The 12,711-nt window shown below is 62.1% G+C and carries 13 protein-coding genes; 5 read left to right on the forward strand and 8 right to left on the reverse strand.

Translation table 11 applies throughout. The annotated features are described in order from the left end of the window. Nucleotides 1-142 precede the first annotated feature (142 nt). Entirely contained in the window at nucleotides 143-703 is a 561-nt protein-coding gene (locus AC1DX4_RS25890; protein ID WP_477223013.1) for an SH3 domain-containing protein, read from the forward strand. Here AC1DX4_RS25890 and AC1DX4_RS25895 read toward each other — a convergent pair. Further along, nucleotides 676-1,071: a DUF4260 domain-containing protein gene (locus AC1DX4_RS25895; protein ID WP_477223014.1), complete on the reverse strand. Its 396-nt coding sequence runs from the start codon at nucleotides 1,069-1,071 to the stop codon at nucleotides 676-678. The two genes, AC1DX4_RS25890 and AC1DX4_RS25895, sit on opposite strands and share 28 nt — an antisense overlap. A gap of 10 nt (nucleotides 1,072-1,081) precedes the next feature. Continuing rightward, nucleotides 1,082-1,531: an iron response transcriptional regulator IrrA gene (irrA, locus tag AC1DX4_RS25900; protein ID WP_477223015.1), complete on the reverse strand. Its 450-nt coding sequence runs from the start codon at nucleotides 1,529-1,531 to the stop codon at nucleotides 1,082-1,084. 242 nt (nucleotides 1,532-1,773) lie between these two features. On the opposite strand from irrA, the gene fabA reads away from it, so the two are divergent. From fabA to AC1DX4_RS25920, 4 genes are all read left to right on the forward strand, one after another. Beyond that, nucleotides 1,774-2,289: a 3-hydroxyacyl-[acyl-carrier-protein] dehydratase FabA gene (fabA, locus tag AC1DX4_RS25905; protein WP_475453632.1), complete on the forward strand. Its 516-nt coding sequence runs from the start codon at nucleotides 1,774-1,776 to the stop codon at nucleotides 2,287-2,289. 49 nt (nucleotides 2,290-2,338) lie between these two features. Further along, nucleotides 2,339-3,559, forward strand: coding sequence for a beta-ketoacyl-ACP synthase I (fabB, locus tag AC1DX4_RS25910; RefSeq protein ID WP_477223016.1), 1,221 nt, complete (start codon nucleotides 2,339-2,341; stop codon nucleotides 3,557-3,559). A gap of 32 nt (nucleotides 3,560-3,591) precedes the next feature. Next, the gene (fabI, locus tag AC1DX4_RS25915) at nucleotides 3,592-4,395 is read left to right on the forward strand and encodes an enoyl-ACP reductase FabI (RefSeq protein WP_477223017.1); all 804 of its coding nucleotides are present in this window, start codon (nucleotides 3,592-3,594) and stop codon (nucleotides 4,393-4,395) included. Nucleotides 4,396-4,559: 164 nt separating this feature from the next. Further along, a complete protein-coding gene (locus AC1DX4_RS25920; protein ID WP_477223018.1) occupies nucleotides 4,560-6,104 on the forward strand; it encodes a putative bifunctional diguanylate cyclase/phosphodiesterase in 1,545 nt (514 codons plus the stop codon). 17 nt (nucleotides 6,105-6,121) lie between these two features. Here the strand turns inward: AC1DX4_RS25920 and AC1DX4_RS25925 are convergent, their stop codons facing one another. From AC1DX4_RS25925 to rbfA, 6 genes are all read right to left on the reverse strand, one after another. Further along, a complete protein-coding gene (locus AC1DX4_RS25925) occupies nucleotides 6,122-7,132 on the reverse strand; it encodes a methyltransferase (RefSeq protein ID WP_477223019.1) in 1,011 nt (336 codons plus the stop codon). Between the two features lie 70 nt (nucleotides 7,133-7,202). Then, a complete protein-coding gene (pnp, locus tag AC1DX4_RS25930; RefSeq protein WP_477223020.1) occupies nucleotides 7,203-9,350 on the reverse strand; it encodes a polyribonucleotide nucleotidyltransferase in 2,148 nt (715 codons plus the stop codon). Between the two features lie 280 nt (nucleotides 9,351-9,630). Beyond that, nucleotides 9,631-9,900, reverse strand: a complete 270-nt coding sequence (gene rpsO, locus AC1DX4_RS25935; protein ID WP_006202929.1) for a 30S ribosomal protein S15 — start codon at nucleotides 9,898-9,900, stop codon at nucleotides 9,631-9,633. 183 nt (nucleotides 9,901-10,083) lie between these two features. After that, nucleotides 10,084-11,178, reverse strand: a complete 1,095-nt coding sequence (gene corA, locus AC1DX4_RS25940) for a magnesium/cobalt transporter CorA (RefSeq protein ID WP_477223021.1) — start codon at nucleotides 11,176-11,178, stop codon at nucleotides 10,084-10,086. Nucleotides 11,179-11,222: 44 nt separating this feature from the next. Then, nucleotides 11,223-12,200 carry a tRNA pseudouridine(55) synthase TruB gene (gene truB, locus AC1DX4_RS25945; protein ID WP_477223022.1) on the reverse strand — a complete coding sequence of 326 codons (978 nt, stop codon included), beginning with the start codon at nucleotides 12,198-12,200 and terminating at the stop codon, nucleotides 11,223-11,225. Further along, complete coding sequence (rbfA, locus tag AC1DX4_RS25950; protein ID WP_477223023.1) at nucleotides 12,200-12,652, reverse strand: 30S ribosome-binding factor RbfA; 453 nt, start codon at nucleotides 12,650-12,652, stop codon at nucleotides 12,200-12,202. Before rbfA ends, truB begins: the two co-directional genes overlap by 1 nt. Nucleotides 12,653-12,711: the final 59 nt, after the last annotated feature.

Here is a 12,711-nt window from a genome sequence, read left to right on the forward strand (position 1 = left end):
CCTCGTTGAGACCTCTTTAACCAAGACCGGCGAAACTGAAAGCCGGTCGCGGTAGCCGATTTACCCATGTAACAAGCGGTGCCGCCGAAGACAAAGAAAAAGGGGCGCCGAGGCCGAGAGGCAAGCGCCGAAAGGAACGAAAGTGTCTGGTTTCGCGCCACTTCGCCTGACCCTCAGCGCAGCATTTCTCGGCGCTCTCCTCTATTCCCCGCTGGCCGCGGCACAGAGCGCGGCCGCACCCGCCCAGAGCGCCATCACGCTCGGGCCGAGCGGCCTGCCATTGCCGCGATTCGTCAGCCTTAAATCCGGCCGCGTCAACTCGCGCGTCGGCCCGGGTGCCAATTATTCGGTCGACTGGATGTATATGAAGGCCGGCCTGCCGATGGAGATCATCCAGGAATTCGACACGTGGCGCCGCGTGCGCGATGCCGACGGTTCGGAAGGCTGGATCAACCAGTCGCTGCTGTCGGGCCGGCGCACCGCGATCATCGCACCATGGCAACGCGGCAAGGGCGCCCAGATCAATATGCTCAGAAGCCCCGACAAAGATGCCAGCGTGGTGGCGATCGTCGAGCCGGGCGTCATGGGCACGATCAAGGCCTGCGACGGCCAGTGGTGCGAAATGACGCTCGACGGGCATACCGGCTGGCTCGCCCAGTCGGCGGTCTGGGGCGCCTATCCCGGCGAGCGGGTCAAGGACTGAGGTCGTTGCGCTCGCCCGATTCGGCCGAGGTTTGTGTCCTGAAAACCGGTTGACAGCTTCAGGCCATAGCCCAGCGCACGGTCGATGGCGATGTGGGCGATCCAGATCAGCGCGACCGCGATTGCCGCCGCATGACCGGACAAGTACCCGACGAGCAGCAGCAGCACCGGTAGTATCAGGATGTGCAGGGCGTTGTAGGCGATGGCACCGATGCGCGGCCCGACGAGGTAGCCAAACATCGACAGATCCGGCGCAAGGATGAGCACTGCGAAGGGCCACCAGGAAACGCCCGACCAAGCGTAGAAGACAATAGCGGCGGCCGCCACAGCAGCCCATTCGAGCCTGACTATCAGATCGAGGGGTTTCATTTCCGGCCGATTATTCTGACGCCGCCGGCCGTTCCTGGCGCTTGGGCCTCAGCCTCACCACAATGTCGACATTGGCGATTTCCATGCCCTCGGGCGGCTCCGGCAGGTTGGTGACCGTCACCGGGCCATTGGCGATGTCGAAAATCCGGTTTTCGCCTTCGATGTAGAAATGGTGGTGGTCGGAGGTGTTGGTGTCGAAATAAGTCTTGGCGCCCTCGACGGCGAGGATGCGCAACAGTCCAGCCTGGGTGAACTGGTGGAGCGCGTTGTAGACGGTGGCGAGCGACACCGGCACGCCGGCAGCCAGCGCCTCCTCGTGCAGTTCCTCGGCCGACAAATGGCGATCGCCTTTGGCAAAAAGCAGGTCGGCCAGCGCGATGCGCTGCCGCGTCGGCCTCAGGCCGGCTTCACGTACCCGCTTGTCCACAGCGACATTTTCCTTCCGGCAGCCCCGGTCCATCTGGTCTTCCAAGCTCACAGTCCCGCTTCAAGACACGCCCAGAATGGCAAAAAAATGAATGTCTGCCGAACCCGGACCCCTGTTGACATATATTCTGTCGTCCGAATGCGATCAATAGCGCGCATTGACCCGGGCAGACTGGCGGGTTAAGCGCAAACGCCGGTTTCCGGCCTGAAACAGATTGTGTTAGGACACCAACGACAAGGGCGCGCTACCGCCCGGACGATATGGGGACGAGATTGATGGCGGGTAAATCCAGCTACGACTACGAAGAATTGCTGGCCTGTGCCCGCGGCGAGCTGTTCGGAGAGGGCAATGCCCAACTGCCCTACCCGCCCATGCTGATGTTCGACCGCATCACCGAGATCAGCGAGACCGGCGGCGCCTTCGACAAGGGTTTCATCCGCGCGGAGTTCGACATCAAGCCGGACCTGTGGTTCTTTGCCTGCCATTTCATCGGCAATCCGATCATGCCAGGATGCCTCGGTCTGGACGCCTTGTGGCAGTTGACTGGTTTCTATCTCGGCTGGCTTGGCGAACCCGGTAAAGGCATGGCGTTGTCGACCGGTGAGGTCAGGTTCAAGGGCATGGTCACGCCATCGGTCAAGAAGGTCGAGTATGGCGTGGATTTCAAGCGCGTTATGCGTGGCCGGCTGGTTCTGGGCATCGCCGATGGCTGGATGAAGGCGGATGGCGAGCCCATATATGCGGCGACGGACCTGAAGGTCGGTCTGTCCAAGCAGTCGGCGGTCGCTTGACCACAGCCCTGGTCGACCCACTGGCCAGTATCCCTGGAAGGAGTTGCGAATGAGACGTGTCGTAGTCACAGGCCTCGGCATCGTGTCGTCGATCGGCAACAATGCCAACGAGGTGCAGACCTCGCTGCATGACGCCAGATCCGGCATCAGCTTTTCCGATTCCTTCGCCGAGCACGGCTTCCGTTGCCAGGTCTGGGGCGCTCCGACGCTCGACCCGTCCGCCATGATCGATCGCCGCGCGATGCGCTTCCTGAGCCAGGGTGCTGCCTGGAACCACGTCGCCATGGACCAGGCGATCGCCGATGCCGCCTTGAGCGAAAGCGACATCACCAATGAGCGCACCGGCATCGTCATGGGTTCGGGTGGCCCTTCCACCCGCACCATCGTCGAGGCGGCCGAAACGACGCTGAAGAACGGCAGCCCCAAGCGTATCGGCCCCTTTGCCGTGCCGAAGGCGATGTCGTCGACCGCGTCGGCAACGCTGGCCACATGGTTCAAGATCCACGGCGTCAACTATTCGATCTCGTCGGCCTGCTCGACCTCGGCGCATTGCATCGGCAACGCCTATGAGCTCATCCAATGGGGCAAGCAGGATGTGATGTTTGCCGGCGGCCACGAAGACCTCGACTGGACGATGTCGGACCTGTTCGACGCCATGGGCGCCATGTCGTCCAAGTTCAACGACAGGGCTTCCGCCGCTTCCCGCGCCTATGACGCCAATCGCGACGGCTTCGTCATTGCCGGCGGCGCGGGTGTGCTCATCCTGGAAGAACTCGAGCACGCCAAGGCACGCGGCGCCAAGATTTACGCCGAGATCGTCGGCTACGGCGCGACCTCTGACGGCCACGACATGGTAGCGCCTTCCGGCGAAGGCGCGGTCCGCTGCATGCGCCAGGCGCTGGCAACCGTCTCCACGCCGGTCGATTACATCAACACCCACGGCACCTCGACACCGGTGGGGGATTCCAAGGAAATGGGCGCCATCCGCGAGGTGTTCGGCGAGAAAATGCCGTTCATCACCTCGACGAAATCGCTGACCGGCCACTCGCTGGGCGCGGCCGGCGTGCAGGAATCCATCTATTCGATCCTGATGATGCAAGGCGGCTTCATCGGCGAAAGCGCCCATATCGAGACCCTCGACCCCGAATTCGAGGGCATGCCGATCGTGCGCAAGCGCATCGACAACGCCAAGATCGACACCGTCCTGTCGAATTCCTTCGGTTTCGGTGGCACCAACGCAACGCTCGTTTTCCAGCGCTATTCCGCATAGGCCAGCGTTTTTTCTAAAAGGATTTGCCAGCCATGGACGGACTGATGAAGGGCAAGCGCGGGCTTGTCATGGGTGTCGCCAACGATCATTCGATCGCCTGGGGCATCGCCCAGAAATTGTCCGAACATGGGGCGGAGCTCGCCTTTACCTACCAGGGCGAGGCCTTCGGCCGCCGGGTCAAGCCGCTCGCCGACAAGCTCGGCGCCTCGCTGGTCGTGCCCTGCGATGTCGAGGACAGCGCTTCGGTCGCCGCCACGTTCGAAACGCTGGGCAACGCCTGGGGCGGACTGGACTTCGTCGTCCATGCCATCGGCTTTTCCGACAAGAATGAGTTGAAGGGCCTTTACGCCGACACCAGCCGGGACAATTTCGTCCGTACCATGGTGATCTCCTGCTACTCCTTCACCGAAGTGGCCCGCAATGCAGCGGCACTGATGACGCAGGGCGGCTCGATGATCACCCTGACCTATGCCGGTTCGGTCCGCGTCATGCCGAACTACAATGTCATGGGCGTCGCCAAGGCCGGCCTCGAAGCCAGTGTGCGCTATCTCGCCAACGACTACGGTCCGCGCGGCATCCGGGTGAACGGCATCTCGGCAGGGCCGGTGCGCACGCTGGCCGGCGCCGGCATTTCGGACGCCCGCCACATGTTCTCCTACCAGCAGCGCAACTCGCCGCTGCGCCGTACCGTGACCATCGACGAGGTCGGCGGCTCGGCGCTCTATCTGCTGTCCGATCTCGCTTCCGGCGTCACCGGCGAAATCCACTATGTCGATTCCGGCTATCACATCGTCTCGATGCCGACGCTCGATGAGTTGAAGCAGACAGATGGTTAATCGGCCCTGAAACGGACCAAGGCGACGCGCTTTGGGCAATTGTTTCGGAGAAATGGCCCATTTCCAGTAAAAAAATAGTCTTCTCCAGTAAAATTGGATGCATTCGCGGAAACTCATTTTAAGAAGATTTCCGCTATAGAGTCCGGCAATCTGGGGACCTTTGAATGTCTGCCGTCAGCAACCCGAAGCGAACACCGGTGTTCCGACTGCTCACGATAGCGAGCTCGGGCATAGGCAGTTTCATCCTCGGCATCTGGGGCCTGAAGCTTGGCCTCGGCAGTGGTTTTGCCGGCATATCAGCCGACATGATGGTCGCCATCATGGCTGCGCTTTGCGCGCTGGCGGCGTCGGTGGCGGCGATGTCGTTCTTCGCCGGCGTCGATGAATCGGCGGATTTCGTCTTCAACGAAACCCATTTCGACAAGCTGACCGGACTGCTGGCGCGTCCGGCGATGGTCGGCAAGATCGCCGAGGCGGCGTGCGCGACAAGCCGAACCGGGGAACCGATGTTCCTGATCGACATCGACATCGACCGCTTCAAGCACATCAACGATGCGATCGGCTACAGCCAGGGTGATGAGCTGATCCGCGCCTTCACCAAACGGCTGCAGGGCTGTGTGCCCGCACGCGCCCTGATCGGGCGCATCGGCGCCGGCGAGTTCGCCGTGCTGCTCCCGGATCATCAGATCCAGGGAACGCTGGAAAGCATGGTCGAAAGGCTCATCGACGAGATGACGGAGCCCTATGAACTCAGCAGCCATCAGCAATCGGTGGGTCTGTCGGTGGGTATCGTGGCCATGCCCAAGGATGGCGTCGATCCGGTCCTTATCCTGCGCCGATCCAACCTGGCGCTGCAGAATGCGCGCGCCAGCGGGGTCGGCAACTGGGCGGTGTTCGACAGCGAGATGGGGCGCGTTGCCGATTATCGCCAATGGGTCGAATCCGAACTGCACACCGCCTTCGAGCGAGGAGACTTCGACCTCCATTATCAGCCGCAACTCGACCTGCCGACCGGCCGTATCGTCGGCTACGAGGCGCTGATCCGCTGGAACCATCCCGAACGCGGCATGATCCCGCCCATGGAATTCATCCAGATCGCCGAAGAAACGGGGATGATCAACCCTATCGGCGAATGGGTTCTGCGCAAGGCTTGCAGCGACGCCCGCCATTTGCCGGACGACTGCTTCGTCGCCGTCAACATCTCGCCGGTTCAGTTCATGACCAAGGATTTCGTCGGCATCGTGCGTGACACAATGCGGGCCACCGGCATCAAGCCATCACGGCTGGAGCTGGAAGTGACCGAGACGGCGATGATGCAGGACCGCGACCGCGCTGCCGCTATCCTGAAAGAGCTTGCCGACATGGGCATCTCCGTTGCCGTCGACGATTTCGGCACCGGCTATTCCAATCTGAGCTACCTGATCGATTTCTCGTTCGGCAAGCTGAAGATCGATCGCTCCTTCGTCAGCCGCATGGATACCGATTCCAGCTCCGGCGCCGTCGTGTCGACCATTGTCGGGCTTTCGCGGGCACTCGGCGTCAGCATCATTGCCGAAGGCGTCGAGACCGAGAACCAGGCGACTTTGCTGCGCGCCGCCGGCTGCGAGGTGGTGCAGGGCTACCTGTTCGGCCGTCCGGCGCCGCTCAAGTTCAGCGCCGGCGACGGATATGCCACCGACGAGGTCAGACGCGTGGCCAATCTGCACTGAACGCGATACGCATCGTTTCAGCGCCGCGCGGAAAACACCTTGAACATACCGTCGCGGGCGAGTTCAGCATGGCTGGCAAAGGCGGCCGACAGCACGGGCTCGTAGGGAAGCTGGCGGTTGGCGACCATGAACAGCCTGCCACCGGGCTTCAACGCCTTGGCTGCCGCGCGGATCATGCCGGCACCGATCTCCGGCTCCGCCGCACGGCTGCGGTGAAAGGGCGGGTTCATGGCGATGACGTCGTATCGGCGCTCGACCGGCTCGGCGAGCAGATCCGTCCAGAAGAAGCCTTGCGCCACGCTGTTGGCGAGGTTGCCTTTGGCCGCCTCCAGCGCAGCGAAATCGGCCTCATAAAGATCGAGCGTCGACAGGCCTGACGAACGGGCGGCCATCTCAGCCGCCACATAACCCCAGCCGGCGCAGAAATCGGCCGCACTGCCGCGCAGGTCACCGGGCAAATTGTCGACCAGCAGTTTCGAACCCGCATCGACGCGATCGAAGGAGAACATGCCAGGTGCGGTGTGGAATCGGCCATCGACCAGTTGCCCGGGATTGGCGGCGCGAACTGCCGCGGCAGCTTGCATATCCACCGGGCGCCGCAGCCAGAAGGCGATGCCGTGATATTTCGGCATATGGCCGTCGAGCGGCACAAGCTCGTCGACGCGCCTGCGCAGACTGGCAATGCCATCGTCCTTGCCGCCGGCAATGACAACCAGTCCGCCCGGCGCCACGCGCTCGAGGGCGTCGGCAATACGCAACTCGTTCTGGCCACGATGACGGCCGGCAAACACAAGCGCCATATCAAAGCTGCCGCCTTCCACTTGCGGCGTGACAGCGAAACCAGATGCCTGCAGCGGGCGAAAGTACGGCCGGAAGCCCTGTACTAGGTGGAGCTCGGCCTCGAAGCCTTCAGGCAGGCGAAAGCCTGGCTCGGCGCCGAGAAAGAGAACGCGCTCGCCCTTTCGCGGCAAGGCAAGAGCCTCGGCCTCGAACGGATGGAAAAGCGTCTTCAGCGCCTCAGCGGACATTCCCTCTACCTTCCAAACGAAAACGGGCGCGACCTAAGCCGCGCCCGTTTCGATTTTTCTGTCAGACCACTCAGGCGGCGTTTTCTTCGCCTTCGGTCTTCTTGTCGCGGGCGAGTTCCTTACCGGTGGCCTGGTCGACGACCTTCATCGACAGGCGGACCTTGCCGCGCTCGTCGAAGCCCATCAGCTTGACCCAGACCTTGTCGCCTTCCTTGACGACGTCGGAGGTCTTGGCGACCCGGTCGTTGGCAAGCTGCGAGATGTGGACGAGGCCGTCGCGCGGACCGAAGAAGTTGACGAAGGCGCCGAAGTCGGCGGTCTTGACGACCGTGCCTTCGTAGATCTCGCCGACTTCCGGCTCGGCAACGATGGTGTGGATCCACTTCTTCGCCGCCTCGATCTCCTTGGCGTTCGACGAAGCGATCTTGACCGTGCCGTCGTCCTCGATGTTGATCTTGGCGCCGGTCTTCTCGACGATCTCGCGGATGACCTTGCCGCCCGAACCGATGACGTCGCGGATCTTGTCGGTCGGGATGTGCATGACCTCGATGCGCGGTGCGAACTCACCGAGTTCGGGGCGGGCGCCGGTCAGGGCATGCGCCATTTCACCGAGGATATGGAGACGACCGTCCTTGGCCTGGCCAAGCGCGATCTTCATGATCTCTTCGGTGATGCCATCGATCTTGATGTCCATCTGCAGGGAGGTGATGCCACCTTCGGTGCCGGCGACCTTGAAGTCCATGTCGCCGAGATGATCCTCATCGCCAAGGATGTCGGAGAGCACGGCGAAGCGCTCGCCTTCCTTGATCAGGCCCATGGCGATACCGGCAACGGGCTTCGCCAGCGGCACGCCGGCATCCATCAGCGCCAGCGAAGTGCCGCAGACCGTGGCCATCGACGACGAACCGTTGGACTCGGTGATCTCCGAGACGACGCGCAGCGTGTAGGGGAACTGGTCAGCGCTCGGCAGCATCGGGCGGATAGCGCGCCAGGCGAGCTTGCCGTGGCCGATTTCGCGGCGGCCCGGCGAACCCATGCGGCCGGTCTCACCAACGGAGTAGGGAGGGAAGTTGTAGTGAAGGAGGAACTTCTCCTTGTACATGCCGGTCAGCGAATCGACATACTGCTCGTCCTCGCCGGTACCGAGCGTGGCAACGACCAGCGCCTGGGTCTCGCCGCGGGTGAACAGCGCCGAACCATGGGTGCGCGGCAGAACGCCGACTTCGGAGACGATCTTGCGAACGGTGCTCAGGTCGCGACCATCGATGCGCGAGCCGGTGTCGAGGATGTTCCAGCGCACGACCTTGGCCTGCAGTTCCTTGAACACGGAGCCAATCTGTTCGGAGGTGTACTTGGCGTCTTCGCCTTCGGCCGGAGCAAACGCGGCCTTGACCTTCGCCTTGACGGCGTCGACGGCGGCGTAGCGCTTCTGCTTGTCGACGTTCTTGTAGGCAGCGCTGAGCTCGTCGCCGACGATCTTCAGCATCTCGGCTTCAAGCGCGGAATAGTCCGGCGCGGTGAAGTCGCGCGGTTCCTTGGCGGCAACTTCAGCCAGCTTGATGATGGCGTCGATCACCGGCTGGAAGCCCCTGTGGCCGAACATGACGGCGCCGAGCATCAACTCTTCGCCAAGTTCCTTGGCTTCGGACTCGACCATCAGCACGGCGTCGGCGGTGCCGGCGACGACGAGGTCGAGCTTGGATTCCTGCATCTCGTCGACATGCGGATTGAGCACGTATTCGCCGTTGATGTAGCCGACGCGCGCGCCGCCGATCGGACCCATGAAGGGAACGCCCGACAGGGTCAAAGCGGCCGAGGTGGCAACGATCGACAGGATGTCCGGGTCATTTTCGAGATCGTGCTGGACGACGGTAACGACGATCTGGGTGTCGTTCTTGTAGCCAGCGGCGAAGAGCGGACGGATCGGGCGGTCGATGAGGCGGGAAACCAGCGTTTCCTTTTCGCTCGGACGGCCTTCACGCTTGAAATAGCCGCCCGGGATCTTGCCGGCGGCATAGGTCTTTTCCTGGTAATTGACGGTCAGCGGAAAGAAATCGAGGCCCGGCTTGGGCTCCTTCATCGAAACGACGGTGGCCAGAACCTTGGTCTCGCCGTAGGTGGCGAGCACAGCGCCGTCAGCCTGACGCGCGATCTTGCCGGTTTCGAGGATGAGCGGGCGACCGCCCCATTCGATTTCCACTTTGTGGTGATTGAACATATCTTGTCCTTAATAAGCGGAAAGGGCCGCGCCGTTTCACGGTGCGCGGATGCCCTTTCCCTGGCTTCCTTTCTCGGGCAGCCACGGGCAAGACAACGGGAAGCTCGGGTAAATTTCGGCGCGGGCTAAGCGCACGAGCGTCCTGCAATCCTGCCCCATGACCGTCCATGGGCGGTTTCGAGTGGCCCTCTGCGCGCTCGAAACCGGGTCTGGCCAATCTATTCGACTGGCAGAATGCGCGACCGGCGGGCTCTCCGAAGAAAGCCCGCCGGTCAATTCGTCAACGGCGCAGACCGAGCTTCTCGATCAACGTCTGGTAGCGCGCGTCATCCTTGCGCTTGAGATAATCAAGCAGGCTGCGGCGCTGGGAGACGAGAGCGAGCAGACCACGGCGGGAATGGTTATCCTTCTTGTGGTCCTTGAAGTGGTCGGTCAGGTTCTTGATGCGCTCGGAAAGGATGGCCACCTGGACTTCCGGAGACCCGGTATCGCCCTTGGCGGTTGCGAATTCACCCATCAATTCCTGTTTGCGCTCGGCAGTAATCGACATCGTGTTTTTCCTTATCTGTTTGAGGAAACGGGTCGCCCTCAGCCGGGATGTCGTCCAGCAGGGGCCGGTGCAAGCAAAAGCGTCTTGGCGCTATGCTGCGGCGCATATAGTGCAATTCCCGGCAAAACACCAGCCCAATTCACGAAGCCGGCTTTTCGCGCCAAACCGGCAAGTTTTTCGCTTTTATAGCCACTTCTTCCGCTTGAAGAAGACGATCAGCCCGACAGCAACGGCCAGCATGAACAGCAGCGAAGCCGGATAGCCATAATAGGCCTTCAGTTCCGGCATATTCCACGGCGAACTCTCAGGGTCGAAATTCATGCCCCATATGCCAACCAGGAAGGTGAGCGGCATGAAGATCACCGAGACGATGGTCAGGTAGGAGATAACGTCGTTGGTGCGCGCCTGGCTCAGCGACAGATGCATTTCGATCAGGCCGGTCAGCATGTCGCGCTGGTTCTCGACCAGCTCGATCAGCCGCAGCGCATGGTCGAGCGTGTCGTTGAAGAAGATTTTCGTTTCAGGCTTCACATAGGGCACATCGTTGCGGATCAGCGTCGCCAGCGCATCGCGCATCGGCCACAGCACACCTTTCAACACATTGGCGTCGCGTCGCAATTCGTGCAGCTGCCGCATCTGATGCTTGTGCGGCGTGGTCAGCATCTCGTCCTCGATGCCATCGACCTCATCGCTTGCCGTCTCGATCGGCGGGAAGTAGCTGTCGACGATGGCATCGATCAGCGCGTAGGCAAGATAATCGGCACCGCGCGAACGCAACCGGTTGGGCAGGGAGGCGGCAATGCGCTTGCGCACGGGATCGAAGGGATCGCCTTCGCGCTCCTGGAAGGTGACGACGAAATTCTTGCCGAAGAACACCGCGATCTGCTCATAGCGATGCACCTTGACGTCGTCGATCATACGCATGACGACGAAGGCGTGGTCCTCGAAGAAATCTACCTTCGGCCGCTGGCCGGTATTGACGACATCTTCCAGCGCCAGCGGATGCAGGCTGAAGATCCGGCCGATCTCCTCGATCAGCTGGATGTTGGCGAGGCCCGTGCAATCCAGCCAGACGACCGGCCAGCTGTCACAATGGGTGTTGAGGTCATCGATGCTGGCATTGTCGATGGTCTCGAATTTTTCCGGCGAAATCAGCGTCAGCCTGAGCTCGCTGCGCCGCGCCGCCGGATCGGCGATCAGCGTACCCGGCGAAGCGCCGACCGGTGGCCGCCGCGTCTTCACCGGCGCCCGCTTCTTCACCGCCTCGGCCTTTGCCATGTGTCCCTCGAGCGTAGAGTCGACGTGAAGGTAGCCGAGAGCTGTCAGCCGGCAAAGACCCGCTTCGGCTTGAACATGCCTTGCTCGATGGCGCCAATAGCAACCAGCTTGCCGCGGGCGGTCGCGCAGGCTTCCTCGGCCTCCACGGGCGCGTCGCGACCACGGATAATGACCGGATTGCCGAGGCGGATCTTTGTCGCCGCATCATCGCTGATGGCGATCTGCGGCAGGCAGTCGAGAGCCGCTGAGGTATCGACAAGAAGCGCGTCAATCGCGCCGAAGTCTATGGGCACTTCAATTGTATCAGCATCGTCGGCAGACTCAGGCTTCTCCTCACCTTGCACGCCGAAGCGAGCAGCCTCGAGTTCGGCGATGGTGACGAAATCCTCAGGCGTGAACGGCTCGACCTCGACCCGGCGCAGGTTGGAAATATGGCCGAAGCAGCCGAGGTCGCGGCCCATGTCGCGGGCCAGCGAGCGCACATAGGTGCCCTTGCCGCATTCGACCTCGAAAACGGTGTCGTCGGCGTGGTGCTCGATGATGTCCAGACGCCCGATCTCGATCTCGCGCGCGGGAATGTCGACCGTCTCGCCTTCGCGGGCGAGGTCATAGGCGCGTTCGCCAGCGATCTTGATGGCCGAGAATTGCGGCGGCGTCTGCATGATGACGCCGGTGTATTTCGGCAGCAGCGCCTTGATCTCGGCTTCCGCCGGACGCAGGTCGGAACTCTTCGTCACCGGCCCTTCAAGATCGTCGGTGGAGCGCTCCTGGCCCCAGGCAACGGTGAAGCGATAGATCTTGGCGCCGTCTTGCACATAGGGCACGGTCTTGGTCGCTTCGCCGAGCGCGATCGGCAGCATGCCGGACGCCAGCGGATCGAGCGTACCGGCATGGCCGGCCTTTTCCGCCTGGAACAGCCATTTGATCTTGGACACGGCCTCGGTCGAGCCCATGCCGACCGGCTTGTCCAGCACCACCCAGCCGGAGATCGGCCGGCCCTTTTTCTTGCCGCGACGCCCCATTATTCCACGTCCTTGGTATCTTTGGCCTTGTCGTCTTTGGCCTTGTCGTCGTTGTTCTGGCCTTCGGCACCCAGATCACGCGCCACCTCGGGCGACTTCAGGAGATCGTTGATCCTGGCGAAATTGTCGAAGGATGTGTCGAGCTTGAAGCGGAACTCCGGCATGAACTTCATCTGCCGCAGTGCGCCGGAGACACGGCCACGGACGAATTTCGCATGCTTGTTCAGCGCCTCGATCACCGCCTCGGCGTCCTTGGCACCAAGTGGCGAGACGAAAGCGGTTGCGACCCTGAGGTCGGGTGACATGCGCACCTCCGAGACCGAAACCACGGTGTTCTCGATCAGCGGATCGATGATCTCACCGCGCTGCAAGGTTTCGGAGAGCGCATGGCGCACCTGTTCGGCAACGCGCAGCATACGCTGGGATGGGCTGGATGTGGTTGGACGGGGCATTTTTCTCAATCCTGAAAGCGTGGGGCGCGGGATGGGACCGTGCCGCATGTCTCAAATGT

The organism is Mesorhizobium sp. P3_A8 (assembly GCF_056402995.1).